Here is a 23,051-nt window from a genome sequence, read left to right on the forward strand (position 1 = left end):
GTTTCTACCTCAGTTTCAGGGTGGCAAGGCCGACCAGGACCAGAATCACGGTGATGATCCAGAAACGGACAATCACACGCGGCTCAGGCCAGCCCTTGAGTTCAAAGTGGTGGTGAATCGGCGCCATGCGGAACACGCGGCGCCCGGTCAACTTGAAGGACGCCACCTGGATGACCACCGACAGGGTTTCCATCACGAACACGCCGCCCATGATGAACAACACGATTTCCTGGCGAACGATCACCGCGATGGTGCCCAGTGCCGCGCCCAGCGCCAGTGCGCCGACGTCGCCCATGAAGACTTGGGCGGGGTAGGTGTTGAACCACAGGAACCCCAGGCCGGCACCGATCAAGGCACCGCAGAACACGATCAGCTCACCGGCGCCCGGTACGTAGGGGATCAGCAGGTATTCAGCGAATTTCACGTTACCCGACAGGTAGCAGAAGATACCCAGGGCGCCGCCTACCATCACCGTCGGCATGATCGCCAGGCCGTCGAGGCCGTCGGTCAGGTTCACTGCGTTGCTGGAGCCGACGATCACGAAGTAGGTCAGCACCACGAAGCCGATGCCCAACGGGATGCTGGCGTCCTTGAGCATCGGGATGATCAAGGTGGTTTCCACTGCGCTTGGCGCCGTGGTGTAGAGGAAGATCGCGGCGGCAAGGCCGAACACCGACTGCCAGAAATACTTCCAGCGGCTTGGCAGCCCCTTGGAGTTTTTCTCGATCACTTTGCGGTAGTCATCGACCCAGCCGATGGCGCCGAACAGCAGGGTCACCAGCAGCACCACCCATACGTAGCGGTTGTGCAGGTCGGCCCACAGCAAGGTGCTGATACCGATGGACGACAGGATCAGCGCACCGCCCATGGTCGGGGTGCCGGACTTGGACAGGTGCGACTGCGGGCCGTCATTACGAACCGATTGACCAATTTGCAGGTTCTGCAGGGTGCGGATCATCCACGGCCCTAAAAACAGCGACAAAGACAGCGCGGTCAGCACACCCAGGATCCCGCGCAGGGTCAGGTACTGAAAGACCGCGAAGCCTTTGTGGAACTGTTGCAGATACTCAGCCAGCAGCAGCAGCATTAATGTTTCTCCGTACTTGAGCCACACAAGGCCGCGACGACGTTTTCCATCACCGCGCTGCGCGATCCCTTGATCAAAATGGTTGTGTGTTTGTCTTGTTCTGCCACGCCCAGTGCCTGGATCAACTCGGCCTGGGTGGCGAAATGGCGCGCACCGGGGCCGAAGGCAGCCACGGCATGGGCCATGTTCGGGCCGACGGCGTAGAGGGCGTCGACTTTGCCTGCGGCATAAGCGCCGACTTCGCGATGACCTTGTTCAGCCCAGTCGCCCAACTCGCCGATATCGCCCAACACCAGCACCTTGCGCCCATCGAAACCTTTGAGCAGGTCGACAGCGGCGTTGACGGACGACGGGTTGGCGTTATAGGTGTCATCGATCACACGCATGCCGTTGCTCGCCAGTTGCGCAACAGTACGGCCCTTGACCGGCTGCACCGCGCCCAGGCCCGTGGCGATACCGAACAGCGACACGCCCAAGGCGCCAGCCGCAGCCGCAGCGGCCAAGGCATTGGCGACGTTATGGTTGCCAAGCAAATTCAGTTGCACGTGCTCGCTACCTTGCGGGGTATGCAAGGTGAAGGACGGGCAGCCACGGGCATCGACGCTGATGTCGGAGGCATGGAAATCAGCCGCGGCGTTAAGCACGGCAAACGTCAGGACCTTGCGACCGGCGGCGCGTACACGCCAGGTCTCGAAGGCCTTGTCGTCCAGGTTCAAGACTGCGGTGCCCGATGCAGCGAGGCCCTCAAGGATTTCACCCTTGGCCTCGACGATTTTTTCCGGGCCACCGAACTCGCCGACGTGGGCCGTACCGGCGTTATTGATAATGGCGACGTGGGGCTTGGTCAGCGCCACGGTGTAGGCGATTTCGCCGATGCGCGAGGCACCCAGCTCGATCACCGCCGCCGTGTGTTCCGGGGCGAGTTCGAGCAGGGTCAGCGGAGCGCCGAAATCATTGTTCAGATTGCCACGGGTGGCCAGCACGGGGCCGCGCGTACGCAGGATACCGGCGAGCAGCTCCTTGACCGTGGTCTTGCCGCTGGAGCCGGTAATGGCGGCAACGGGCTTGTCGAACGCGGCGCGGTTCAGCGCACCCAATTGGCCGAGGGCCAGGCGGGTATCGGCGACCAGCAGTTGCGGCAAGGTGGAATCAGCCACTTCGCGCTGCACCAAGGCACCTGCGGCGCCTTTGGCGGCGACGTCGTTCAGGTAGTCGTGACCGTCGAAACGCGGGCCGGCCAGGGCGACAAACAGTTGCCCCGGCTGGATCGCACGGCTGTCGATGCTCACGCAGCTGAAGCTGCAATCGCTCGACAGTATGCGTGCCGACAGGGCCTGGGTCAGTTCGCTGAACGTCATCGCCTTAAGCATGGGCAACCTCCCAGGCGGTCAAGGCATGATCGGCCTCGACCAGATCGGAGAAGGCATGACGCTCGCCGTTGATTTCCTGGTAATCCTCATGCCCCTTACCGGCCAGCACAACCACGTCGTCAGCACTGGCGCTGGCGATCAACTGGGCGATAGCCGCGCCGCGACCGGCGACGAAGGTGGCCTTGGATGCATCTTTGAAGCCGGTGCGAATGTCATCGAAAATCCGGCCTGGGTCTTCGCTGCGCGGGTTGTCGTCGGTGACGAGCACACCATCGGCCAGGCGTTCGACGATCTCGGCCATCAACGGCCGCTTGCCGCGATCACGATCACCGCCACAGCCGAACAGGCAGAGCAACTTGCCCTTGGCGTGAGGGCGCAAGGCTTCGAGGACTTTTTCCAGCGCATCCGGGGTATGGGCGTAGTCAACCACCACCAGCGGCTGCGTACCGCCCCCCAGGCGCTGCATGCGACCGGCCGGGCCTTCCAGCTTCGGCAGCACCTTGAGAATCTCGTCCAGTGCGTAATCCAGGCCGAGCAGTGCGCCGATGGCGGCAAGTACATTACTCAGGTTGAAACGCCCGAGCAGGGTGCTGCGCAAGTGGTGCTCGCCCTGAGGCGTGACCAGTGTGGCGCGCACGCCTTCGTCATTGAATTGGGCTTCGCGGCAATACAGGTAAGCGCCGGCGTCTTCCAGGCTGTAGGTGATCAGGCGCGCTTCGCTGTCTTGGGCCGCCAGTTGGCGACCAAAAGCGTCGTCCAGGTTGATCACCCGGCACTTGAGGTCATTCCAGGCAAACAGCTTGGCCTTGGCGGCGGCGTACGCCTCCATGGTGCCGTGATAATCCAGGTGATCGCGGGACAGGTTGGTCATCACTGCCACATCAAAGGCCAGGGCGGTGACGCGGCCCTGGTCCAGACCGTGGGACGACACTTCCATGGCAATCGCCTTGGCACCGGCCTTTTTCAGGTCGGCCAGGGTCGCTTGCACGGCGATGGGGTTCGGCGTGGTGTGCAGGCCGCTTTGCAGCGCGCCATAAAAACCGGTACCCAGGGTGCCGACGATGCCGCAGTGCTGGCCCAGCAGGTCAAGGGCCTGGGCGACCAATTGGGTCACGCTGGTCTTGCCGTTGGTGCCCGTCACGCCCACCAGATTGAGGTGGCGGCTCGGGTCGCCGTAAAAACGCCCGGCAATATCGGACAGTTGCTTGGCCAGCCCCTTGACCGGGATCAGCGGCACGTCGGTGATCGGCAGCACCGTGGCGCCTTCGACTTCATAGGCCACCGCAGCCGCGCCGCGCTGCAACGCGTCGGCGATGTGCGCACGGCCATCGAACTTGCCGCCCGGCACTGCCAGGAACAGGTCGCCAGCGCGCACGTTACGGCTGTCCAGGGTCAACTCGCGAATCAGCAGATCGCGGCCGGCGTGGGCAAAAATCTTGTTCAGGCTAAGAGACATCAGCCGCGCCCTCCATTGGCTTTTACTGCAGCGGCCGGTGGTCCGGCATTCGCTTGTTGGGTCGGCGGCAGGTTATCCGGGGTGATGTTCATCAGGCGCAGGGTGCCGGACATCACTTTGCTGAACACCGGCGCCGATACCAGGCCACCGAAGTAACCGGCTTTGCTCGGCTCATCGATCACAACGACGATGGCGTAGCGCGGATCGCTCATCGGACCGAAGCCGGCGAACAGCGAGCGGTAGGAGTTTTCGGCATAGCCCTTGGTGCCCACCGACGTCTTACGCGCGGTACCGGACTTGCCGGCCACGTGATACGCCGGCACCTGGGCACGGAATACGCCGCGCGGTGCTTCGATCACTTGTTGCAGCATGCCCTGCATGGTCTTGGCGACGTTTTCCGGGATCACCTGGGTGGCTTTCGGCGCTTCGTCGACGTGGATCAGGCTCAGCGGCACCATGCGTCCGTTATTGGCCAGCACCGAGAAGGCATGGGCCAGCTGGATGGCGGTCACCGACAGGCCGTAGCCGTAGGAAAGCGTGGCGGTCTCGGCTTTTTTCCAGTCGCGGTAGTTGGGCAGGTTGCCGACGCGCTCACCCGGGAAGTCCAGGCCGGTGGGTTGCCCCAGGCCAATCTTCTGCGCCAGGTGGTAGATGGTTTCACCACCGATGTCGAAGGCGACCTTACTCATGCCCACGTTACTGGAGTTGATCAGGATACCTGTCAAATCCAGCACCGGGCCTTCAGTACGGGACACGTCGCGAATGGTGTATTTACCCAGCTGCAAGGTACCCGGATACACCTCGACCTTGTCGCTGGGCTTCCAGCGTCCGGTTTCCAGGGCGGCACTCATGGAGATGGCTTTCATGGTCGAGCCCGGCTCGAACACGTCGATCATTGCGCGGTTACGCATCATCGCCGGTTGCAGGTTGCGACGGTTATTCGGGTTGTAGGTCGGCTGGTTGACCATGGCGAGGATCTCGCCGGTCTTCACGTCCATGATCACCAGGCTGCCGGCCTTGGCGCCGTTCTCGATGATCGCGTTACGTAGCTCGCGATTCGCCAGGTATTGCAGGCGCAGGTCAATCGACAACGCCAAGGGCTTACCGGCCTTGGCGTTTTTAGTGACTTGGACATCCTTGATCAACCTGCCGCGCCGATCCTTGATGACCTGTCGTTTTCCCGGTACCCCGGCCAACCATTCATCGTAGGCAAGTTCCACACCTTCACGACCATGATCGTCAATGTCGGTAAAGCCGACCATATGGGCAGTGGTTTCACCGGCCGGGTAGAAACGACGGAACTCCTCGATGCCGTAGACACCGGGGACTTTAAGGTCGAGCACCTGCTGGCCTTGTTCGGGGGTAAGGCCACGAACGAGGTAGATAAATTCTTTATTTGCCTGGGCCTCGAGGCGCTCAGCCAAGGCTTTCGGATCCTGGCCCAGGGCGGCAGCCAGTTGCGGCCACTTGTCCTTGGCAACCTGCAATTCCTTGGCGTTGGCCCACAGGGTGGTCACCGGCGTACTCACCGCCAACGGCTCGCCGTTACGATCGGTGATCAGGCCACGGTGCGCAGGGATCTGGATATGACGCAGACTACGGGCATCGCCCTGGCCGATCAGGAAGTCACGGTCGACCACTTGCAGGTCGATGATCCGCCAGGCAATCGCACCCACCATCAATGCCAGCAAGCCGAGCATCAGGCGGAAGCGCCATGGGTAGAGTGCGCCTTCCAGCTTCATCATGGCGCCACCATGCGCACTTCGGCCGCGCCCGGGATGTGCATTTTCAGCTGTTCGGTGGCCAGCACTTCGATACGGCTATGGGCCGTCCAGGTGCTTTGCTCGAGGATCAACCGGCCCCACTCCGCCTGCGCCTTGTCACGCACGCTCAATTCCCCATAGAGGGTATTGAGCAGTTGGCGGTTGTAATGGGCGCTGTAGGACACCGCAATTGCGGACACCAGCACGCCGACAAACAGCAGCAACATAAAGAAGCTGCCGCCCGGGAGGGGCTTGGCGAAAAGCTTGCTCACCGCAGCTTCTCCGCGACGCGCATGACGGCGCTACGGGAACGTGGGTTGGCCTTGAGTTCGGCTTCGGAAGCGAACTGCGCTTTGCCATGGATTTTGATTTTCGGCACAAAGGCTTCGAAACGTACCGGCAGGTTGCGCGGCAGGTTGTCGGACTCGCCCTTGACCAGGCGGCGCATGAACAGCTTGACGATGCGATCTTCCAGGGAGTGGAAGCTGATCACCACCAGGCGACCGCCTACTTCCAGCGCCTCGAGGGCAGCCTCGAGGCCAGCCTCCAGGTCGCCCAATTCGTTGTTGACGTGAATACGCAGGCCCTGGAACGCGCGGGTCGCCGGGTTCTTGCCCTTTTCCCACGCGGGGTTGGCGACTTTCAGCACTTCGGCCAGGTCGGCGGTGCGCTCGAACGGCTGGATTTCGCGGCGCTCCACCACGGCACGGGCCATGCGGCCGGCGAAGCGCTCTTCACCGTATTCCTTGAACACACGGGCGATTTCTTCCACCGGCGCAGTGGCAATGAACTGCGCGGCACTGACGCCACGGGTAGGGTCCATGCGCATGTCGAGGGGGCCGTCGTTCATGAAGCTGAAGCCGCGCTCCGGGTCATCAAGCTGCGGCGAAGACACGCCCAGGTCGAGCAAAACCCCGGCCACCTTGCCCGCCATGCCACGCTCGGCGACTTCGGCACCCAGCTCGGCAAAGCTGCGCTGCACAACGACAAAGCGGCCGTCTTCGGCCGCTAGCGCTTGCCCGGTGGCAATCGCTTGGGGGTCTTTGTCGAACCCGAGGAGTTTGCCGTCGGGCCCGAGCTGGCTGAGGATCAACCGGCTATGCCCGCCCCTGCCAAAGGTACCGTCCAGATAGCAGCCATCCGCGCGTACGGCGAGAGCCTCAACGGCTTCGTCAAGCAGTACGGTGATGTGGTTAAAGCCGCTATCAATAGTCACAGGATCAAATCACGCAGTTCATCAGGCATGGCGCCCGGTTGTTGAATAGCAGCCAGGTCAGCTGCAGAAACAGCATCCCAGGCATCTTCGTCCCACAATTGGAACTTGTTCAGTTGGCCGACCAGCATTGCGCGCTTATCCAGCTTGGCGTACTCGCGCAAACGCGGGGGCACCAGGAAACGACCACTGCCATCGAGCTCGAGGTCGACGGCATTACCAATCAGCAAACGCTGCAGACGGCGGTTTTCTTCACGCAATGAAGGCAAGGCACGCAACTTGGTCTCAATCAACTCCCACTCATCGAGGGGGTAAACACATAAACAAGGGTCAACGGCATCGATTGTGATGATCAACTGTCCGGAACTTCGCGAAATCAGCTCGTCACGATACCGGCTCGGCATGGCGAGACGGCCTTTTGCATCGAGACTGATAGCGTTAGCTCCGCGAAACACAGATGCGTTTCTCCAAATTTTAGCGTTTTACGTTCAAAAAACCCACTTTGTGCCACTTTCCGCCACTTGCGCACACTATAGGAATGCGCCCACCACACCGTCAAGGCGCGGATTCAAGGAAAAGCCTTACAGATCGGAGATTTAGGAGCGTAAAAGGAGGAGAAACCAGAGTTCGGCGGTGTTTTTGGCTCGACAAGCACAAATAGCTCAAAGAGCTACAGATCAAAGTTAAAGTGATTTATTAAGAGTAAGATTTTTTTGGTATTACGAAGATGCATCTGCCAATGATTTGGCAGGGAGGGATTCTTGCGTTACTACCGGTTTTCTGCCCGAGATTCGGACAGAAGGAAAAAGGTGGAGAGTCGATCTGTAAGCCGGGTTCTGTCTTGAACAGTCATTCGTCTACGATGGCCATCACTGGACATCTTTAGCAACCTACCCGGTCCCAGCGCGGGCCACGCCTTGGGACCCTATTTGGTCTTGCTCCAAGTGGGGTTTACCTAGCCACGAACTGTTGCCAGTCGTGCGGTGCGCTCTTACCGCACCTTTTCACCCTTACCGGCACCGAAGTGCTTAGGCGGTTATTTTCTGTGGCACTTTCCGTAGGCTCACGCCTCCCAGGCATTACCTGGCACTTCGCCCTATGGAGCCCGGACTTTCCTCCCCCCCCTAATTTTCATAGAGGGCAGCGACTGTCCAATCGACTCTCCGCCGCGCAGGTTAACGGCACGACGGCCTCAGGACAAGTATTAAAAGTGCAGCATTGCCATCACGTTCGGACGGAATACAGGTTTACCCCCGGAACTATTCGGCTTTCTGTTTATCCAGCGCAACTTGATACAACACATTCTTGCGTACCCCGGTGATTTCCGCCGCCAACGCCGCAGCGCGCTTGAGGGGCATCTCCTTGAGCAGCAGGTCGAGGATACGCATGGCCTCGCTGCCGACGGCCTCTTCATTTTCCGGCGCGGTCCAGCCCGCCACCAACACCACGCACTCGCCGCGCTGCTGATTACTGTCGCCCTCGACGAACGCGCGCAGCGCTTCCAGCGGCAGGCCCTTGAGGGTTTCGAAGGTTTTGGTCAGCTCACGGGCCAGCAGGGCCAGGCGCTCGCCGCCGAACACCAGTTCCATATCCTGCAGGCATTCAAGAATACGATGAGGCGCTTCGTAGAAGATCAGCGTGCGCGGTTCCTCTTTCAATGCCTGTAGACGCGCACGACGCCCCACGGCCTTGGCCGGCAGGAAACCTTCGAAAATAAAACGGTCCGACGGCAGGCCTGCCGCCGACAATGCAGCGATCAGCGCGCACGCGCCTGGAACAGGCACTACATTAATACCTGCGGCACGTGCCTGGCGGACCAGATGGTATCCAGGGTCGGAGATCAGCGGCGTACCCGCGTCCGAGATCAGTGCCACATCGTCGCCCGCCAACAACCGCACGATAAAGCGGCTGCCTTCTTCGCGCTCGTTATGCTCGTGACAAGCCGCCAATGGCGTGCTGATACCAAAATGCTGCATCAAACGCTGGGAGTGTCGAGTGTCTTCCGCCGCAATCAATTTAACCTCGCGCAACACTTTCAGCGCCCGGGCACTGATGTCGTCCAGGTTGCCAATGGGCGTCGCCACGACAAAAAGCGAGCCTGCAGTGGAATTCAAAGGACCTGGAGCAGTCAAAACGCACACCTCGATGGTTGGCAAAAGCCATAGTGTAGCGCGTAGGCGCCTCGGAAATATGCCATCACGGCCGATGGCTTTTCAGCCGTCCCTGGCTGATCGCAACATTTGCACGACCTAAATCGACGGTTTCACGCCAGTAACATCGCGCCTGGGCCAGTGCTTGGGTACAATTCCACGCTAATTTGATCGGTATCAGGAACACTTACATGATCGCTTGCCTGCGGCTGCTCTCCGCCCTCTGCCTCGCTGCCTTACTGGCCGCTTGCGCCAGCTCGCCCTCGTCCAGCCTTGGCGACCTTCCACGGACCCCGGACGCCAGTATCGAGCAACTGCTCGAACAGGCCACCACCGCCAAGACTCCAGAAAAGGCGGCGTTGCTGCGCCTGAGTGCGGCAGACATGGCCTACCGCCAGAACAACCCTGGCCGCTCGTCGCAGATTCTTGCGCAAGTGTCCCTGGATGTCCTCAAGCCAGCCGCGCAAGTCTTTGCCAGCACCCTGGCTGCCGAATTGGCCATGACGCGCAACCAGCCCAAGGCCGCGTTGACCGCCTTGAACCATCCGAGCCTGCAAAGCCTGAAGGAGCTGCCGACCGAACAGCAGATTCGCACTGGCACCGTGCACGCCCGCGCTTATGAAGCCGATGGCCAGACCCTGGCCGCTGCTCGCGAGCGCGTCGCCATGGCGCCACTGCTCAGCGGCGATGCCGCCAAAAGCAATCACGAAGCCATCTGGACCTTGATTGCCGCACTGCCTGCAGAACAACTGCAAGCCAGCGGCAACCCGACCCTGGACGGCTGGATCACCCTGGCCCAAGCCGTCAAGGGCGCCGGTACGCTTGAGCAACAGCAGGCCGCTATCGACACCTGGCGCGCACAAAACCCGGGCCACCCGGCCGCCGTGCAACTGCCAACCCCGCTGACCAAGCTTAAGGAGCTGGCCAGCCAGCCCCTGAACAAGATTGCCCTGCTGCTGCCCCAGGATGGCCCGCTGGCCTCCGTCGGCAAGGCCCTGCGCGAAGGCTTCATGGCGGCGCACTACCAGGCTGAACAAGCCGGGCAGAAGCCACCGGTCATCGAGTTCTATGACAGCTCGCGTCTGGCCTCCATCGACGACTTCTATGCCAAGGCCCAGGCTGCAGGCGTGCAACTGGTGGTTGGCCCGCTGGAGAAGCCATTGGTCAAGCAGCTCAGCACGCGTCCTCAGCTCCCCATCACCACGCTGGCGTTGAACTACAGCGAGACCGATCAGGGTCCGGCGCAATTGTTCCAGTTCGGCCTGGCCGCTGAAGACGAAGCCCGCGAAGTGTCGCGCCGCGCCCGTGCCGATGGCCTGCACCGCGCCGCTGCCATGGTGCCCCGTGGCGAGTGGGGCGAGCGTGTCTACAAGGCCTTCCGCCAGGATTGGGAAGCCAACGGTGGCACGGTTGTCGGTGTCGAGTATGTCGACCAGCCGGTCGCCCTCGCCCAGCAAATTGCCGACCTGTTCCAACTGCGTAAAAGCGAAGGTCGCGCCAAGAGCCTGCAAAGCACAGTGGGCACAGACGTAGCGGCACAGCCGTCACGTCGCCAGGACATCGAGTTCATCTTCCTGGCCGTTACCCCGCAACTGGCCCAGCAGATCAAACCGACCCTGAACTTCCAGTACGCCGGTGATGTGCCGGTGTACGCCACGTCCCACGTATTCAGCGCCAGCGGTGACAAGAACCAGTACCTGGACATGACCAACGTGATGTTCTGCGAAACCCCTTGGCTGCTCAACACCACCGACCCGCTGCGTAACCAGGTTGCCGCACAATGGCCGCAAGCCAATGGCAGCCTTGGCCGCCTGTATGCGATGGGCGTCGACGCCTACCGCCTGGCCCCGCGCCTGGGCCAGTTGAAGGCACTGCCGGATACACGGATTGACGGCCTCTCGGGCAACCTGGGCATCAGCACCAACCAGCGCGTCGATCGCCAGATGCCATGGGCGAAGTTCGTCGGTGGCGAGATCCAGCGCCTGCCGGACACCCCGCGCTGATGCCGGAGCGGTCTACTGCACAAAGCGGCAAGGATGCCGAACTTCGAGCATTGAAACACTTGCAACAACAGGGTCTGCGCCTGCTGGCGCAGAACTGGTTGTGTAAACGCGGCGAGCTTGATCTGGTCATGCTTGACGGCGATACAGTAGTATTCGTCGAAGTCCGCTACAGAAAACACGCACAATGGGGTGGCGCGCTCGCCAGTATTGACGGGCGCAAGCGTCAGAAGCTGATACTCGCTGCGCAGTTTTTCCTGCAAGAAGAGCATCGCTGGGCCGACGCCCCCTGCCGTTTCGATGTGGTTGCCATGGAAAGCACCCCGTCTGGTCAGGTTGATCTGAACTGGCTGCAAAATGCCTTCGACAACTGATTCACCGGACATCTTCACCACACACTTTTGCTCTTTGCTTTGCGGGCTGCACATTCCTGTGCCAAACAGCCGCGCTACTTAAGGTCACACAGATGGACATGCAATCCAGAATTCGCCAGCTTTTCCAGGCCAGCATCGACACCAAGCAACAGGCGATGGACGTACTTGCACCGCACATCGAGCAAGCCAGTCAGGTCATGGTCAATGCCTTGCTCAACGAAGGCAAAATGCTTTCGTGCGGCAACGGCGGTTCGGCCGGCGATGCCCAGCATTTTTCGTCCGAACTGCTCAACCGCTTCGAGCGTGAGCGCCCGAGCCTGCCGGCCATCGCCTTGACCACCGATTCGTCCACGATCACCTCGATCGCCAACGACTACAGCTACAACGAAATCTTCTCCAAGCAGATCCGCGCCCTGGGCCAACCAGGCGATGTGCTGCTGGCGATCTCCACCAGCGGCAACTCGGCGAATATTATTCAAGCGATCCAGGCCGCACATGATCGCGAAATGATTGTCGTAGCATTGACCGGACGCGACGGCGGCGGCATGGCCTCGCTGCTGCTGCCCGAAGATGTGGAGATTCGCGTCCCGGCCAATGTCACCGCACGTATTCAGGAAGTCCACCTGCTGGCGATCCATTGCCTGTGCGATCTGATCGACAGCCAACTGTTTGGGAGTGAAGAATGACCGTTAACCGCCTCGGCCTTTTGGCCATTACGTTGTGCCTCGGCATCAGCGGCTGCAGCACGGCAATCACTGCGACACGTGACACCCCTATTCAGGATGACAAGGGCACCCGCACCTTCGGCAGCAAGATTGATGACTCGCTGATCGAAACCAAGGTCGAAGTCAACATTGCCAAAGCCGCCACGGACCTGGGCAACGGTGCTTCACGCATCGTCGTGACCAGCTTCAACGGCGTGGTACTGCTCGCAGGCCAAACGCCACGCGCCGACCTCAAGGCCCAGGCCGAACAGGCAGCCTCAGCCGTACAGCGGGTCAAGAAGGTCCACAACGAATTGCAGGTCATGGACCCGATCACCCTGCTGGCCATCAGCAACGATGCCCTGCTGACGACCAAGATCAAGGCGCAGATGCTGACCGACAACGCGATTCCCGGCTCGCGGATCAAAGTGGTCACCGATAACGGCATCGTCTACCTGATGGGCCTGCTGACCCAGGCGGAAGCCACGCGCGCAGCCAACTTGGTGCAGGGTGTATCCGGCGTGCAGAAGATCGTCAAGGTGTTCGAGTACATCGATTGATGTAAGCGGCAGCCATGAAAAAGGGCGCCATGCATTCACTGCATGGCGCCCTTTTTAGTGACCAGCGTTTATTGGTATTGCTGGTACGGGTTGCCCTGGAACTGGTTGTTCTGCTGCGGCGCTTGCTGCTGCGCGCCAGGTTGGCCGTACTGCTGGCCGGGGATCGGGCCGAGGTTAACTTCAACGCGACGGTTCTGCGCACGACCGTTCACGTCGGCGTTGCTGGCAATCGGGTTATCCGGGCCGGCACCGCGTGCGCTGAGGTTCGCACCGTTGACACCTTGGGACGTCAGGTAGTTGGCCACGCTCTGGGCACGGCGCTGGGACAGGTCCATGTTCAACTGGCGGCTGCCGGTACTGTCGGTGTAGCCGACGATCTGGATAGTGTTCTGGTTGAACTGCTTGAGGGAGTTGGCCAGGTTGTTCAGCGGCTGGTAGAAGCTGCTGGAGATCGCGTCCGAGTTGGTGGCGAAGGTGATGTTGCCTGGCATGATCAGTTTGATCTGGTCGCCCTGGCGCTGAACTTCAACCCCGGTATTGGCCATGCTCTCACGCAGTTTCTTTTCCTGCTGGTCGGCGTAGTAGCCGTAACCCGCGGCGCCGGCACCCGCAACCACTGCGCCGATCAGCGCGCCCTTGCCACGGTTGTTATGGTCGATGGCAGCACCCGCCAGTGCACCGGCCAGGGCACCCAGGCCACCGTACTTGGCGGTCTTGCTCATACCGCTGGATTCATTATTCGCCTGCCCCTGGCTGCCACCGCCATAAGGATTAGGTGAAGCGCAGCCGGACAACAGGGCTACGGCGGTAGCGACAACAAGCAGACGACGCGGAGTGAACATGAAGGGAGCTCCTACTTTTGCATTCTGTGGTGCAAAGGACATTGGCAATGGACCCGTGCCGAGTTTGGAACGCGACAAACGGTAAAAATTCCGTGGGCGCGCCCCGAGCTGTAACAAAACATTCGGGGCTTGCGTTGCTACAGAAACCGTAGCAGACACATGCTGAACGCGGCCTGAGTTTTTGCTACAGCGGATTGCCGTTCGAACCATTGCTTCACGCCCGCACAAACGGGTTCTCACGCATCTCGTCACCCAGGCGCGTGTCCGGGCCATGGCCGGTCACCACCGTCGCGCCCTCGTCCAGCGTGTAGAGCCGTTGCTTGATCGAACGCACGATCGTCGCCTGGTCCCCGCCCCACAAATCCGTACGTCCAACACCGCGCCGAAACAGCGTGTCCCCGGCAATCAGCAGCTTGGCATCGGCAAACCAGAAGCTCATCGAGCCTGGCGTGTGCCCCGGTGTATGCAGCGCCACACCGCACCCACAGGCCAACGCCTCATCATCGGCCAGCCAGCGATCCGGCGACGGCACCGGCGTGTAGGGCACACCAAACATCTGGCACTGCATCTCCAGGTTGTCCCAGAGAAACTGGTCTTCCTTGTGCAGGTGCAGGGTTGCACCGGTCTTTTCCTTCAATTGCCCCGAGGCCAGGAAGTGATCGAGATGGGCATGGGTGTGGATGATGCTCACCACTTTCAGGCCCAGGGCATCGAGGCGCGCCAGGATCAGTTCATGATTGCCACCCGGGTCGACCACGATGGCCTTTTTGGTGATGGGGTCGCCAATGATCGTGCAGTTGCACTGCAACGGGCCGACCGGGAAGGTTTCGCGGATCAGCGTGGGCTTTTCGGCTTCCATGGGTGCTCCTGTAAAGTTAATGGCACATTTTTGGCACTGTGTGAAAAGCGATGACGAGTGATGTCGGCTGCTTTGTAAGCATCGAGCGCATGCCCGAGGAATGCGTTCATGTGCTCGCGGTCATGATCGTTGGCTGACAGTTTTTCAGAATGTGTTCCTATTGGATTGGCTACTGTAAGCCGAAGCTCAATGTAAGACGCTCGATATAGTCCCCCATGGCGCCTTTCAGTCCGATGGCCTTGAGATCGATCTCTTCGTTCGCCAAGAGCGCCAGAAACGCCCTCATGTCGGCCTGAATGCTTTCTGGCAGGTCGACGGGGTCATCCGTCAATTGGCCGCTCAGATTCAGTACATCATTTCGATGTTTTTTGAGGTTCTTGCTATCGACCTGTTCGCCAGCCTCCTTTCGCGCTGACAAATTGAGCCAAGCGTGCGCCTTGAGTGGGATCAGCCGGTCGGCGCCGATGAAGGTCAGAACGTCATTGCGCTGCCGGCCCTCAAGGAGGAAATGATAGTAGGGGTCATCGAGCAAGATGGCGGACAGGCTTGATACCGATTCGTCTGTAGGAATAGGGGTCAGCGTGGCGTCCGCCGGGAGCGCGACACCCTCGGGAGCACGCGAGAACAATTCGATCTGGACGGGATAGGCCTCGTCCTCGGGGTGCTGGAACCGATAGAAAACAGGCCGCTGACCGTCAATCCCACCAACCTGCCGGATGGCGTACCGTCCGGCACGTATGAAGGCCCAGAACGCCCCGGCAAACTCGGCATTGAGCGCTTCGATAACCAGCACGATATCGAGATCCTTGGTTGCGCGGAACGATTGACCCGCCGCATCCATCGTGAGCCAGGAGGCAACACCGCCAATCAGCACATACTGATCACGAAAATCGCTGAAGTGTTGCCCGAATACGTCTAGTCCTCTGATTTCAGCCAAGTCACTGCCTCCTTAAGTTCGTCTAAAGCCAACTGGACACGTTCGTCCGGGACGTTTTCCAAGCTCAGAAGCAATGACGCCTCATCTGCGATGTTTTTTCCTTCCTTTAGGCTTCGATAAGACCATATCTCCACCCATGCCCGGATCTCATCAACCGAGTCGGTTACCTTGAATGCCAGTTCCTGGACCATGTCGTCGAACTGCTTTTTGGTCATTCCAAAAACCGGTTGTATGGGACCCGCCAGCATCGTGCATTTGGCCAGAGCGGTCTCGCCGGCTAGAAATACGCCGCCGCCTGTGTGAAGCACTCGGTCGATCGCAACCTTCCGTTTAACGGGAGAGCGCATAAAGGGGCGAACATTTTTGAAGACACTGGCCGGAGGTGCAGCGAACGAATAGCAATTTTTGAACCCCTGACTTTGTGCAGGATGGACGATACCCAGCCTCAGTAACTGATCGATCACTTTGGCAAGTGTGACGCGGCTGTATTTGAAACCGTTCATGATGCCGTTGGAGTTGAAGATCGTATCGCTGTCCCATCCCTCATACAGGCGAGCCAAGACCATCGCTTGTGCAGCAGGAAGCAGGGCTGAAACGTCTTCCTCGTTTCGGCGCGTCCGAACGCTCTCGCGCAGGTCCATCGCCAACTCCGGAATGAACATCTGATAGCCAGGCTGGATGAAATTGATGTGGTTGGCGATCAGGCTACGCCGCTCCGGCACCGACAGTGACTGGCATACGTACACAACCACCTTGTCCGTGGTTTTTTGTACCTGGGCGATGTGCTTCCCAAGCGTTACGGCTCCCGGGTACTTATTTTCCACTGGAAGCAGTAGGAGCATCGGGAGCGTTTGTTTCGCCTTCGGCCCGACCACAAGGGCCAGATAGACGAGTTTGTAGGCATCGTTGATATGAAAGGGAACCTTCAGGCCTGAGGCTGCTTGAAGGTGCACCTCCAAGCCCACAGTGGATTCGAGGTAACCCTTAATGTCATCCAGTAAAACCGGCATTTCACGCCACCTTGTTAACCACTTTTTTACACCGTAAACCATGACGATTAACAAGTCAAAAAAGTGGTTAACACTGCAGGAGGATTACCCACCCGGTCCTCTGTAGATCAACGTGAAGGCCAGTCACTCGTCATTGCAGTTGCACTGCAACGGGCCGACCGGGAAGGTTTCGCGCATCAGCGCGGCTTTTTCAATATTCATCGATGCTCCTGCGGGCGCTATGGCATATTCCACACAGTATGGTTGACCAGGCGCCAGGCCTGAAGAGCAGCGACTGCTAAGCTTGCCCACGCCATCGAAAAACAACCCAGGCCCCCGCAACCGTGCCGCGCTGGAGCGAGCCCCATGGCGAATCAACTGATCATCTGCGAGCACTGCGACTGTGTGTACGAAAAAGTCACGCTCGCCAGACATCAAAAAGCCCACTGCATACGTTGCGCAGGCGTGCTCCAGCGCTACAACGGCCTGACCGTGCAACAGCGTCTCGCCCTGACGCTGACGGCTGCGGTGCTGTGGACGTTCGCCAATTTCTATCCCGTGATGAGTATCAGCCTGCAAGGCCTGAAAAGCAGCGCCACGCTATGGGATTCGGTGGTAGCGCTGAGCCTGGGGCCGATCACGTTTATCGCGTTGGTGGCGGCCATTTCCATTATCATCGCGCCGGTGTTCCAGTTGCTGCTGCTGATGTGGGTCTTGAGCTTCGCCCTCGCGGGCAAGCGCTCACCGGCGTTCCGATTGTGCATGCGTTGGCTGGAGGCACTCAGGCCCTGGAGCATGCTGGAGGTGTGTCTGCTCGGGGCAATGGTGGCTGTGTTCAAGCTGGCCGGCATGCTTGATGTGATCCCCGGCACCGGCCTGTTTGCCCTGGCCGTGCTCAGCCTGTTACTGATCCGCATTGCCGGGCGTGATGTGCGCGACCTGTGGGACAGCGTATGAGCACACCGCCGACGGCCAGCGAGCTCGGCCTGTGCCTCTGTCACAGTTGCGGATTGTCCTGCGACCTACGCGACGAGCCGACCGAATGCGAGCGCTGCGGCGCGCCCTTGCACCGGCGCAAGGTCAGTTCCCTGACGCGCACCTGGGCCTACATGCTTACCGCGCTGGCGTTCTATGTGCCGGCCAATCTCCTGCCGGTGATGAACACCACCATGCTCGGCTCGGGGGCGGACAGCACCATCATGAGCGGGGTGCTGGAGTTCTGGCAGCACGGCGCGTGGGACATCGCGCTGATTATTTTCATCGCCAGCATCGCAGTGCCCGGCATCAAGTTTGTGTCCCTGGCCCTGCTGCTGGTCACCGTGCAGCGCAATAGCCTTTGGGCACGCAAGGAACGTTCGAAGCTGTTCCGCTTCGTCGAACTGATTGGCTACTGGTCGATGCTGGATGTCATCGTGGTCGCGCTGGTGGCCGCACTGGTGAAGTTCCAGGCCCTGGGCACCATCGAGCCGCGCCTGGGCATCCTGTTTTTCGGCCTGGTGGTGGTGTTTACCATGCTGGCCGCCATGAGCTTCGATCCGAGGCTGATCTGGGAACCCCCACACAACAAGGAGACCGCGGATGACGTCACATCCCACTGACACCCCGCAAGCCCCAGGATCGCCTGCAATCAAGACACGGCGCTTCAGCGTTTCGCTGGTGTGGATCGTGCCGATCGTCGCGGTGCTGGTGGGGATTTCGCTGGTGGTACACAGCGTCCTCCAACAGGGCCCGACCATCACCCTCAATTTCAAGACCGGCAGCGGTCTGACCGCGAACAAAACCGAGGTCAAGTACCGCAACGTGGTGATCGGCCAGGTGACCGACGTCGCCTTGAGCGACGACCAGAAGAGCGTCAACGCCACGGTTCAACTGGCCAAGCAGGCCGAAAGCTTCACCCGCGCCGATTCACAGTTCTGGGTGGTGCGCCCGCGTATCGGCGCCGGCGGCGTATCCGGCATCGACACCCTGCTCTCCGGCGACTACATCGGTGCCGACATCGGCCAATCGGAGACCCGTGCCAAGCAGTTCAAAGGCCTGGAAAACCCGCCGCCCATCACCTACGGCGAGCCTGGCAAGCGTTTCACGCTGCACACGCAGACCCTCGGCTCGCTGGATATCGGCTCACCGGTGTACTACCGCAAAATCGAGGTCGGCCAGGTGGTGGCCTACGAGTTGGATGCCGAAGGCAAGGGTGTCAATGTCGAGGTGTTCGTGCATGCGCCCAATGATGCCTATGTCACCGAAAACACGCGTTTCTGGAACGCCAGCGGGGTTGACCTGAGCGTCGGCGCGAATGGCTTCGCGCTGAAGACCGAATCGCTTTCGTCCATGCTGGTCGGCGGCATCGCCTTTCGGGCGCCGCCGTACAGCCCCAACGACAAACCGGCTGACGAAGCACGTACCTTTGAGCTCTTCGACGACCAGGACAGCGCCCTCGCCCCACCCAATGGCGAGGGGCAATACATGACCCTGCGCTTCGACCAGGCATTGCGCGGGCTCAAGGTCGGGGCGCCGGTGGAGTTCCTCGGCGTCGAGTTTGGCAAGGTGGTGTCGATCAACCTGGACTTCGATGCCAGTAAACGCAGCTTCCCACTCAACGTCGGTATCGTGATCTATCCACAGTTGCTCGGACAGGCCCACACCAAACTGCTCAAGGTCATGAACCATGACCCCAACGATGAGGCCGCCGGCGTACGGCTGATCGGCTCGTTCATCGAAAATGGCCTGCGCGCCCAGGCGCGCAGCGGCAACCTGTTGACCGGCCAGTTATACATCGCGCTGGACTTCTACCCGAAAGCCGAGAAGGTCAAATTTGACCCCAGCCTGCGCCCGGTCAGCATTCCAACCATTCCCGGCAACCTCGAGCAGTTGCAGGAAAAACTCGAGAGCATCGTCAACAAGATCAACCAACTGCCGATCGAACGCATTGCCGGCAACCTCGACAGCAACCTGGTCGAGCTGCGCAAAGGCCTGACCCAATTCAATGCCAAGACCCTGCCCGGCGTGCAGAACACTCTGGCTGACGTGAGCAAGACGCTGCAATCGGCCAGTTCGACCCTGGCCGAGGATTCACCGCAGCGTGAGCAGTTGACCCAGACCCTGGATGAACTGGGGCGCATGTCGCGCTCCCTGCGCGAACTGTCGGACTACCTGGGCCGTCACCCGGAATCGCTGATTCGCGGCCGCCCCGACAACGCCGCGCCCCTGGACCTGCAAGGACCACCGCGCAAATGACCCCTGGAGCAAACGCCATGACGTTTCCGTTGAAAATCACAGTGGTCGGCATGCTGCTGTTGCTGGCGGCGTGCAGCAGTACGCCGATTACCTTTCATACGCTGACACCGGCGCACTGGAATACGGCCACGGGAGCCGACGCAGGCACCATCCGGATCGAAAGCATCACCGTTCCCCCCCAGGTCGACCGACCGCAGATCGTGATTCGCCAGGGCGACAGCGGCGTGGCCATCCTGGAAACCCAGTGGTGGGCCGCGAGCCTCGCGGATGAGCTGAGGAGTGCGCTGGTGGACCAACTGGCCAGCAGCAACCCTCGACAATCGATGTTGTTGCGTCTTGAAGTGCAGCGCTTTGACTCCGTGCCCGGCCAATACGCATTGCTCGACGTCAAATGGCGCCTGCGCCCGGCCGGTGGCACCGAGCGCCCACCGCTAACCTGCCGGACCACGTTGCAGTCGCCCGCCGGGCCGAGCATCGACAACGTGGTACTCGCCCATCAAAACAATCTCAAGCGCTTTGCCGCGCAGGTCAGCCAGGCGGTCGACCGGTCAGCCGGCCAGTGCCCGACAGCACCGTAAACCGCCCGGCACTTACGCCAGCAAGCCCATGGCCTTGGCGCGCGCCACTGCCTGGGTGCGTCGCTCCACCCCAAGTTTGCTGTTGATGTGGCTGGCGTGGGTCTTGACGGTGTGCAGGGAGATAAACAGCTGGTTGCTGATTTCCTGGTTGGAGCAGCCTTGGGCGATCAGTTGCAGGACCGCCAGCTCGCGCGTGCTCAGGGTTTCGTGGCCAGTCGTGACCTCGGGCGTCACGGCCGCCGGGAGAAGCGCGAGCAGGCTCTGGTGCAACACACCTTGCGGGTCTTTGCCCAATTGCTCACGCATCCAGTCCGGATGCCCGTCCAACAAGCGCTGGAACGGCTGTAACGCGCCCCCGGCGCCCGCCTCAAGCGCCTGGGCCAGCACCGGCCGCGCCCTGGCTTCCTGACCGCACTCGAGCAGCAACTGCGCCTGCTGGGTCAGCGCCATCAAGGCAATCATCTGGCGCCCACTGTCGTGGGCCTGTTGCGCAAGTGCGTCGAGCCGCTCCAGCGCCGCCTGGGGCTGATGGCGCACGGCATCGAGGGCGGCTTGTTGCAGCCCGATATGTTGCGGCAAGTGCGGGTGGAATTCCGGTGCAGCGGCGGCCTGTTCGCCGTGGTAAGTCTGCCCCAGCCGCGTCAGCCAGGCATCCGCCAGATCGGTGCGCCCCTGGGCCAGCCACAGTTCGCATTTGATCAGGGTAATCATCGCCAGGTAGTAGATCGGCGGCACATCCCAGATATGCATCAGGCGCTCGGCTTCGGCGAGTTCGGCGAAGGCTTTGGGGAAGTCATGGCGCCGCCCTTCGAAGCTGGCGATCACGCAATGGCCGATCAGCACGCTGATATCGCGACAGGCCCGCGCTTCGGCCAGGCCTGCGCGCAGGTGGGCGATGCCGGTTTCGGGCTGGTTGCGCACCAACAGCAAATAGCCTTCGTAGAGCGACAGCCGCGCACGCACCGCATACAGTCGCTGCGGTGCCAGGCCGTGCAGGCGCTGCAGGCCCTGGCGCACCTCATCGAGTGCGCGCAGGATTTCGCCACGGGCCTGCAGCACCCGTGCACGGTCGTAATGGGCCAGGGCTTCGAACAATGGGTTGCCGACGCGCTGCGCCAGTTCCAGGGATTCGCGGTTCAGGCCACGGGCGCGCCACAGATCGCCATCGGCAATGGCCAGGTTGGACAGAGTCGACAGGCACACCAGGCGCTGGCCGTAACGCCGTTGCGGCAAGCTATCCAGCGCCTCGCTGCAATAGCGCTGCGTCAATTCACGGTCGCCGCGACCGCGGGCGATAATCCCGCTCAGCGCCAGCCACTGGGCCAGCATCGAGCGCTGTGCGGTGGCCGAGGGCGCCGGCAGGAAGCGACTGAGGTAGGCGGACAGCTCCTGCGCCGCATCCAACTGGCAGGCCAGTGCCAATGCCCAGCTGTACAGCACAATCAGGCGCGGCGTGCTGATCAGCAGGCTGTCGGGCAAGTCCATTTTCCAGCGCAGCAACATGCCGACATTCTGCTCGGCCAGCAGTTGTTCTTCGGACAGGTTCTGCACCAGGTTGGCCGCCACGTCGAGGTGCCCGGCGCGCAACGCCTGCTCCACGGCCTCGTCGATCAAGCCCTGGGCGTTGAACCAGCGGCACGCGCGCAGATGCAGGCTGGCGGCCGGCAAGACATTGCTGCTCGCGCGACGGGTGCGCAGCAGGTCGGAGAACAAATGGTGATAACGGTACCAGTGCCCCTGCTCGTCCAGGGGCACCAGGAACACCTGGTGGGCTTGCAGGTAACGCAGGATCTCGGCACTGTCATGGGCTTCGCGCACGGCATCGCACAACTCGCTGCAAAAACGCTCCTGGGGCGCGGTGTCGAACAGGAACGCCTGCACTTCGGGTGGCAGGCAGTCGATCACTTCTTCCAGCAGGTAGTCGCGGATCAGCCCTTCCCCACCGTGCAGGCTTTGCGGCAAGGCGTCCTCGCTGCCGGCTTCGGAAGCCGCCAGCAGCCAAAAGCGCAGGCCGGCCACCCAGCCTTCGCTGCGGCGGATGAGGTTGTCGAGGGCTTCACCACTCAAGGAACTGCTGTGGCGATCCAGCAACGCCTGGGATTCGGCATGGGTCAGGCGCAGGTCTTGCTCGTGCAACTCCAGCAAATGCCGTGACAACCGCAATCGCGCCAGATGCCAGTCCGGGCGCTGGCGGCTGGTGACCAGCACCACCAGGCCATCAGGCAAATGGTTGAGGAAGAATTGCAGGCAACGGTCCAGCACCGGCCCCTGGGCCAGATGGTAGTCATCCAGCACCAGCAACAATGGCGCACGGGTGGACAGGTGAACGGTCAGCTCATCGAGCAGGCCGTCGAGCCACTCTTCAAACGCAAAGGGTTGGTGACGCTGGCGCATTTTCAGCAAGCCCAGGGATTGGGCGCCGAGTGCCGGGAAGTAGTGCTGCAACCCTTCGAGCAGGCGCTCAAGAAAACGTCCCGGGTCGTTGTCCCGTGGGCTCAGGCCCAGCCACAGGCTGTGCCAGTGAGCCGGCAGGCCCTGGCAGAACTCCACCGCCAACGAACTCTTGCCGAACCCGGCCGGTGCGCAGACCAGCAGCAACCGCCCTTCCAGGCCGGCGCCCAGCCGTTCACACAAGCGCGGGCGCAGCACGTAGCCATCCGGCAGCGGAGGCCTGTAGAAGCGACCTTCCAGGGTCGGGATTACCCGGCTGGCAGGCCCTTGGATTCGGGACAGATCAGTCATCGCCGGGCTCTTGTAGAAGGCTGTTGTCGGCATTGCAGATGTCCGCAGACTAGCGGTAAAAGCGGCGGGTTTGTAGATCTTTGCAACATTTGCCTGAAAAAGAACTGAGACAAGAAATATCGCCGCAAACAAAAAGTGGAAGGGGGCTTGATCCCGATAGAGGCGGATCAGTCAATGCTGCGCTGACTGTCAC

The 23,051-nt window shown here is 61.0% G+C and carries 21 protein-coding genes and 1 other RNA gene; 8 read left to right on the forward strand and 14 right to left on the reverse strand.

Going from position 1 to position 23,051, the window contains the following annotated elements; all coding sequences use genetic code 11:
* Positions 1–4: 4 nt before the first annotated feature.
* The 9 genes from mraY to rsmI all read right to left on the reverse strand — a co-directional run bounded on the left by mraY (position 5) and on the right by rsmI (position 9,021).
* Entirely contained in the window at positions 5–1,087 is a 1,083-nt protein-coding gene (gene mraY, locus AC07OT_RS05490; protein WP_003171875.1) for a phospho-N-acetylmuramoyl-pentapeptide-transferase, read from the reverse strand.
* Positions 1,087–2,457, reverse strand: a complete 1,371-nt coding sequence (locus tag AC07OT_RS05495; RefSeq protein WP_495107659.1) for a UDP-N-acetylmuramoyl-tripeptide--D-alanyl-D-alanine ligase — start codon at positions 2,455–2,457, stop codon at positions 1,087–1,089. Before AC07OT_RS05495 ends, mraY begins: the two co-directional genes overlap by 1 nt.
* Positions 2,450–3,913, reverse strand: coding sequence for a UDP-N-acetylmuramoyl-L-alanyl-D-glutamate--2,6-diaminopimelate ligase (locus AC07OT_RS05500; protein ID WP_495107660.1), 1,464 nt, complete (start codon positions 3,911–3,913; stop codon positions 2,450–2,452). Before AC07OT_RS05500 ends, AC07OT_RS05495 begins: the two co-directional genes overlap by 8 nt.
* A complete protein-coding gene (locus tag AC07OT_RS05505) occupies positions 3,913–5,655 on the reverse strand; it encodes a peptidoglycan D,D-transpeptidase FtsI family protein (RefSeq protein ID WP_162844256.1) in 1,743 nt (580 codons plus the stop codon). The genes AC07OT_RS05500 and AC07OT_RS05505 overlap by 1 nt, the downstream gene beginning before the upstream one ends.
* Positions 5,655–5,948: a cell division protein FtsL gene (ftsL, locus tag AC07OT_RS05510; protein WP_003216203.1), complete on the reverse strand. Its 294-nt coding sequence runs from the start codon at positions 5,946–5,948 to the stop codon at positions 5,655–5,657. Before ftsL ends, AC07OT_RS05505 begins: the two co-directional genes overlap by 1 nt.
* Positions 5,945–6,892, reverse strand: coding sequence for a 16S rRNA (cytosine(1402)-N(4))-methyltransferase RsmH (gene rsmH / locus AC07OT_RS05515; RefSeq protein ID WP_010213048.1), 948 nt, complete (start codon positions 6,890–6,892; stop codon positions 5,945–5,947). Before rsmH ends, ftsL begins: the two co-directional genes overlap by 4 nt.
* The gene (mraZ, locus tag AC07OT_RS05520) at positions 6,889–7,344 is read right to left on the reverse strand and encodes a division/cell wall cluster transcriptional repressor MraZ (RefSeq protein ID WP_003171868.1); all 456 of its coding nucleotides are present in this window, start codon (positions 7,342–7,344) and stop codon (positions 6,889–6,891) included. Before mraZ ends, rsmH begins: the two co-directional genes overlap by 4 nt.
* 354 nt (positions 7,345–7,698) lie before the next feature.
* Positions 7,699–8,052, reverse strand: an RNA gene (gene rnpB, locus AC07OT_RS05525) — RNase P RNA component class A.
* 96 nt (positions 8,053–8,148) lie between these two features.
* Positions 8,149–9,021 carry a 16S rRNA (cytidine(1402)-2'-O)-methyltransferase gene (gene rsmI / locus AC07OT_RS05530; RefSeq protein ID WP_027604767.1) on the reverse strand — a complete coding sequence of 291 codons (873 nt, stop codon included), beginning with the start codon at positions 9,019–9,021 and terminating at the stop codon, positions 8,149–8,151.
* Between the two features lie 209 nt (positions 9,022–9,230).
* Here rsmI and AC07OT_RS05535 point away from each other — a divergent pair, with 209 nt between their 5' ends.
* The 4 genes from AC07OT_RS05535 (at position 9,231) to AC07OT_RS05550 (ending at position 12,677) form a co-directional block, all read left to right on the forward strand.
* Positions 9,231–11,042, forward strand: a complete 1,812-nt coding sequence (locus AC07OT_RS05535; RefSeq protein WP_065938555.1) for a penicillin-binding protein activator — start codon at positions 9,231–9,233, stop codon at positions 11,040–11,042.
* On the forward strand, positions 11,042–11,413 hold the full coding sequence (locus AC07OT_RS05540; RefSeq protein ID WP_141157857.1) for a YraN family protein: 372 nt from the start codon (positions 11,042–11,044) through the stop codon (positions 11,411–11,413). Before AC07OT_RS05535 ends, AC07OT_RS05540 begins: the two co-directional genes overlap by 1 nt.
* 92 nt (positions 11,414–11,505) lie before the next feature.
* On the forward strand, positions 11,506–12,099 hold the full coding sequence (locus tag AC07OT_RS05545; protein WP_007904374.1) for a phosphoheptose isomerase: 594 nt from the start codon (positions 11,506–11,508) through the stop codon (positions 12,097–12,099).
* Complete coding sequence (locus tag AC07OT_RS05550; RefSeq protein WP_027604770.1) at positions 12,096–12,677, forward strand: BON domain-containing protein; 582 nt, start codon at positions 12,096–12,098, stop codon at positions 12,675–12,677. Before AC07OT_RS05545 ends, AC07OT_RS05550 begins: the two co-directional genes overlap by 4 nt.
* 68 nt (positions 12,678–12,745) lie before the next feature.
* Here the strand turns inward: AC07OT_RS05550 and AC07OT_RS05555 are convergent, their stop codons facing one another.
* From AC07OT_RS05555 to AC07OT_RS05570, 4 genes are all read right to left on the reverse strand, one after another.
* Positions 12,746–13,519 carry a YiaD family glycine zipper/OmpA-like lipoprotein gene (locus tag AC07OT_RS05555; RefSeq protein ID WP_027604771.1) on the reverse strand — a complete coding sequence of 258 codons (774 nt, stop codon included), beginning with the start codon at positions 13,517–13,519 and terminating at the stop codon, positions 12,746–12,748.
* A 214-nt stretch (positions 13,520–13,733) separates the two neighbouring features.
* Positions 13,734–14,378, reverse strand: coding sequence for an MBL fold metallo-hydrolase (locus tag AC07OT_RS05560; RefSeq protein ID WP_495101147.1), 645 nt, complete (start codon positions 14,376–14,378; stop codon positions 13,734–13,736).
* 169 nt (positions 14,379–14,547) lie between these two features.
* Positions 14,548–15,315, reverse strand: a complete 768-nt coding sequence (locus AC07OT_RS05565; RefSeq protein ID WP_115486659.1) for a hypothetical protein — start codon at positions 15,313–15,315, stop codon at positions 14,548–14,550.
* Positions 15,294–16,325 carry a hypothetical protein gene (locus AC07OT_RS05570; RefSeq protein WP_495107661.1) on the reverse strand — a complete coding sequence of 344 codons (1,032 nt, stop codon included), beginning with the start codon at positions 16,323–16,325 and terminating at the stop codon, positions 15,294–15,296. The genes AC07OT_RS05565 and AC07OT_RS05570 overlap by 22 nt, the downstream gene beginning before the upstream one ends.
* A gap of 345 nt (positions 16,326–16,670) precedes the next feature.
* Between AC07OT_RS05570 and AC07OT_RS05575 the strand changes: the two genes are divergently transcribed.
* The 4 genes from AC07OT_RS05575 to AC07OT_RS05590 are packed head-to-tail and all read left to right on the forward strand — an operon-like array spanning position 16,671 to position 20,116.
* The gene (locus tag AC07OT_RS05575; protein ID WP_115486657.1) at positions 16,671–17,261 is read left to right on the forward strand and encodes a paraquat-inducible protein A; all 591 of its coding nucleotides are present in this window, start codon (positions 16,671–16,673) and stop codon (positions 17,259–17,261) included.
* A complete protein-coding gene (locus tag AC07OT_RS05580; RefSeq protein WP_495107662.1) occupies positions 17,258–17,902 on the forward strand; it encodes a paraquat-inducible protein A in 645 nt (214 codons plus the stop codon). The genes AC07OT_RS05575 and AC07OT_RS05580 overlap by 4 nt, the downstream gene beginning before the upstream one ends.
* Positions 17,883–19,538 carry a PqiB family protein gene (locus tag AC07OT_RS05585; protein ID WP_092487056.1) on the forward strand — a complete coding sequence of 552 codons (1,656 nt, stop codon included), beginning with the start codon at positions 17,883–17,885 and terminating at the stop codon, positions 19,536–19,538. Before AC07OT_RS05580 ends, AC07OT_RS05585 begins: the two co-directional genes overlap by 20 nt.
* A 17-nt stretch (positions 19,539–19,555) precedes the next feature.
* A complete protein-coding gene (locus AC07OT_RS05590) occupies positions 19,556–20,116 on the forward strand; it encodes a PqiC family protein (RefSeq protein ID WP_495107663.1) in 561 nt (186 codons plus the stop codon).
* 12 nt (positions 20,117–20,128) lie between these two features.
* On the opposite strand, the gene AC07OT_RS05595 is transcribed toward AC07OT_RS05590, so the two are convergent.
* The gene (locus tag AC07OT_RS05595; RefSeq protein ID WP_495107664.1) at positions 20,129–22,858 is read right to left on the reverse strand and encodes a winged helix-turn-helix domain-containing protein; all 2,730 of its coding nucleotides are present in this window, start codon (positions 22,856–22,858) and stop codon (positions 20,129–20,131) included.
* Between the last annotated feature and the right edge of the window lie 193 nt (positions 22,859–23,051).

Source organism: Pseudomonas sp. GW821-FHT09C10 (assembly GCF_059418085.1).